Origin of the sequence: Lamprocystis purpurea DSM 4197 (genome assembly GCF_000379525.1) — a bacterium.
Classification (GTDB): Bacteria; Pseudomonadota; Gammaproteobacteria; order Chromatiales; family Chromatiaceae; genus Thiodictyon; species Thiodictyon purpureum.
Genome location: NZ_KB902427.1, coordinates 1 through 2,781, shown reverse-complemented (window position 1 = coordinate 2,781; position 2,781 = coordinate 1). Strand labels below are relative to the sequence as shown.

General features: G+C 63.9%; 3 protein-coding genes and 1 pseudogene. 2 read left to right on the top strand and 2 right to left on the bottom strand.

From position 1 onward, the window contains the following. The first annotated feature begins 147 nt into the window (after positions 1 to 147). On the top strand, positions 148 to 1,773 hold the full coding sequence (locus A39O_RS32425) for an alpha/beta fold hydrolase (RefSeq protein ID WP_083924565.1): 1,626 nt from the start codon (positions 148 to 150) through the stop codon (positions 1,771 to 1,773). Between the two features lie 319 nt (positions 1,774 to 2,092). On the opposite strand, the gene A39O_RS42605 is transcribed toward A39O_RS32425, so the two are convergent. Then, positions 2,093 to 2,245, bottom strand: coding sequence for a hypothetical protein (locus A39O_RS42605; RefSeq protein WP_020504034.1), 153 nt, complete (start codon positions 2,243 to 2,245; stop codon positions 2,093 to 2,095). On the opposite strand from A39O_RS42605, the pseudogene A39O_RS42600 reads away from it, so the two are divergent. Then, positions 2,204 to 2,389: pseudogene (locus A39O_RS42600) on the top strand (integrase); the annotation flags it as partial. The gene A39O_RS42605 and the pseudogene A39O_RS42600 overlap by 42 nt on opposite strands. 67 nt (positions 2,390 to 2,456) lie before the next feature. Here the strand turns inward: A39O_RS42600 and A39O_RS42595 are convergent. Then, positions 2,457 to 2,636, bottom strand: a complete 180-nt coding sequence (locus A39O_RS42595) for a hypothetical protein (protein WP_245561814.1) — start codon at positions 2,634 to 2,636, stop codon at positions 2,457 to 2,459. Between the last annotated feature and the right edge of the window lie 145 nt (positions 2,637 to 2,781).

Below are 2,781 nucleotides of genomic sequence, written 5' to 3'. Positions count from 1 at the left end.
TGACTTCGCTCGCTGCAGCGCCCGGTCACTCCATTTCGACCTTTGCCTCTGCGCAGGCTACTCCGGAAGAACGCGCGCGCCTGTTCCTGGGGAGTGCGGGATGAATTTGATCACATCGACTGTCTTGAATCCTCACGAGGTGTCACGATGTTTGCGCTTGCTGGTCTCGTTCTTCTAATCCTGTCATCGAACACTGTCTTGGCCGATGAGTGGGGGTTCTCAGACCCGACGTCTGCGCCGTCTGGTGCAGCAGACCCCGTCCTTACCTCGGATCCCATCCCGGAGTTCAATCCGCAACCCATCAACTGGTCGACATGCAGTATTCCGCTGCTGATCGAGGCCGGCGCAGAATGCGGTTTCGTCAGGGTGCCGCTCGACTACAGCAACCCTGGCGGCAGGACGATCAGTCTGGCCGTATCCCGGATCCGGCATAAGAGCCCGGACTCCGAGTACCAGGGCCCGATGCTGGTGAATCCCGGTGGGCCGGGTGGTTCGGGGCTCGTGTATGCGATCTTCAACCAGATCGTGCCGAATGGTGGCGGGGACGACTACGACTGGATCGGCTTTGATACCCGAGGCGTCGGGGCCAGTCGGCCCTCGCTGTCCTGCATCCCCGACTTCGACGGCTACCAACGGCCGTCCTATGTGCCGATGACACGGCGCATCGAGCAGACCTGGCTGCAGCGGTCCAAACAGTATGCGAACGCCTGTGAGGACAACGCCGGCGAGTTGCTTGCGCACATGACGACCATCGAGATCGCCCGCGATCTGGAAAGCATCCGTCGGGCATTGGGCGCCGAGCAGATCAATTACTACGGTTTCTCTTACGGCACCTACCTCGGACAGGTCTACGCGACACTGTTTCCGGGCCGGCTGCGCCGCGTGGTGTTCGACGGCGTGGTCAACCCAGACCAGGTCGGGTATCGCTCAAACATGCAACAGAATCGCGGTTTCGAACACAACATCAAGGTGTATTTCGACTGGATCGCGAAGTATGACGCCATCTACCACCTCGGCAAGACCCGTCGTGCCGTCGAACTGCGCTACTACGGCGAGCAGGCAAGGCTGCTCCGCGAGCCGGCGGGCGGGATCATCGGCCCGGCCGAGTGGAATGACATTTTCTTGTCTGCGTCATACTTCGTCTATGGTTGGGAGGAGGTGGCGGATGCGTTTGCGGCATGGGTCCACGACCGGCGCTGGACGCCCCTGCGCGATCTATTCGGTTCACCGCCATTTCAGGATAATGGTCATGCCGTGTACTTGGCGGTCAGTTGCACCGACGCGAAGTGGATGTCTGACACGACCCGCTACCTGAAGGATAACTGGCGCGTCTTCGCCAAAGCCCCCTTCGCGACCTGGAACAACGCCTGGTTCAATGGACCCTGTTTGTACTGGCCGGCCGACTCCACGCGACCGATAGCCGTCGATGGCCGACAGGTGGACAGTGCACTCCTGATCAGTGAGACCCACGACGCAGCGACAGCGTTCTCCGGTGCACTGCGAGTCCGTGAGTTGTTCCCCACTTCGGTGCTGATCGAAGGCGTCGGGGGAACGACCCACTCCGGTTCGCTGTCCGGAGTCGAGTGCACGGACAGCCTCATCGTCGAGTATCTGAAGACCGGCGCGCTGCCCGCGCGCACACCAGGTCAGGGGTCCGACGTGCAATGCGACCCTGTCCCGCAGCCGGTACCGAGCAGCGCTGCGGACCTGCGCTCGGCGCACCTCCCGGTCAGCGACCTGCGGATCGAACTGGCGGTTCCGATCATGCGCTGAAACGAACCCACCGCGACGGAGCGTGACCGCCGACGGGCGGTTGTGCCTGCAACGGCAGTGAGCGGGGATCATCGGGCCCGGCCGAGCACGTCCGGGATTCGATGCGCGTGTCTCTCGAACAGAGCCGCCGCCGATAAGTTCTTTCAACCCAGGGACCGCGCCGACACCGGCACCCATTGAGCGATGCGGACTAACCGTGCTCCGGCACGCCAAGCCCCCAGCCTTGCCTCGGCAAGCGCTGATCCTAAAAAGATCAGTTGAGACCAGTCGCGGGCCGTTTCCGGCCCACGGGTGACTACACATGGCGGGTGTCCGGCGGCTACGCCGGAGCTGGCAGCGTGGCCGGCGGCTGCAATTGGCGGCAGTTGAGGTCCTTCACCAGCGCCTGGGAGAGCAGGCCGAGTTGACGGCGCTGCGGTTCTTCTGCGAGGTGACCCTCGGACACCCCGAGTTGGCGGCGAAGACCAGCCATGTGCGCGCGGAACGGACCTTGCCGGTGATCTTGAGCGTGGAGGAGGTCACCCGGCTGTTGGACTCGGCCCCGGGGCTGAAGTACCAGGCGGCGCTGTCGGTGGCCTATGGGGCGGGTCTGCGCGCCGCAGAGGTGGTCGCGCTGAAGGTCGGGGATATCGACAGCGAGCGTATGGCCATTCGGGTCGAGCAGGGCAAGGGCGCCGGGACCGCTACGCGATGCTGTCGCCGACCTTGCTCGCACTGCTGCGGGCCTGGTGGCGCGAGGCCAAGGCGCGGGGCAGGATGCTGCCCGGGGGGTGGCTGTTCCCGGGGTAGAACCCGGTCGATCCGATGTCGACCCGCCAGCTCAATCGCGCCTGCCATAGTGCGGCGGCGGACGCCGGGATCACCAAGCGCGTCTCGCTGCATACCTTGCGTCATAATCCGGGGTGCCGAGTANTGCCGAGTCACCCTGCAAACACCGCATGGTCACTGGGCTGCAAGGCCACTCGACTCGGCATTATCAGAGGCCCTTCAGAAAGGCGAGCAAGGCGT